Source organism: Roseovarius salis (genome assembly GCF_044472985.1).
Lineage (GTDB): Bacteria > Pseudomonadota > Alphaproteobacteria > Rhodobacterales > Rhodobacteraceae > Roseovarius > Roseovarius salis.
Genome location: NZ_JBISDG010000112.1, coordinates 1 through 315, shown reverse-complemented (window position 1 = coordinate 315; position 315 = coordinate 1). Strand labels below are relative to the sequence as shown.

The window sequence follows — 315 nt, the reverse complement described above, 5'->3', positions numbered from 1 at the left end:
GCTGGCGCTGCGCGCGGCGCGGGCCATCGCGGCACTCGACGCGCGCGAGACCCTGGCGGACGACGACCTGCGCGAGGCGGCGGAGCTGGTCTATCCCGCCCGCGCCACGCATGTGCCCGAAGAAGAAGAGCAGGCCGGGGACGACGCGCCCCCCGAGCCTCCGCCGGACGCCGACGAGACCGACGCGGACGGCCGGACGGAGGACGACACCGCCATGCCCGACGAGATCCTCGTCGAGGCGGTGCGCGCCCTGCTGCCACCATCGCTGCTCGACCGGCTGGGCGCGGCCGGCGGTGCCGTCGGCCCGTCCGGTGG

Annotated in this window: 1 pseudogene; it reads left to right on the top strand. The window is 77.5% G+C overall.

Annotation, left to right across the window (positions count from 1 at the left end):
• Nucleotides 1-315, top strand: a pseudogene (locus ACH13J_RS18415) (magnesium chelatase subunit D); the annotation flags it as partial.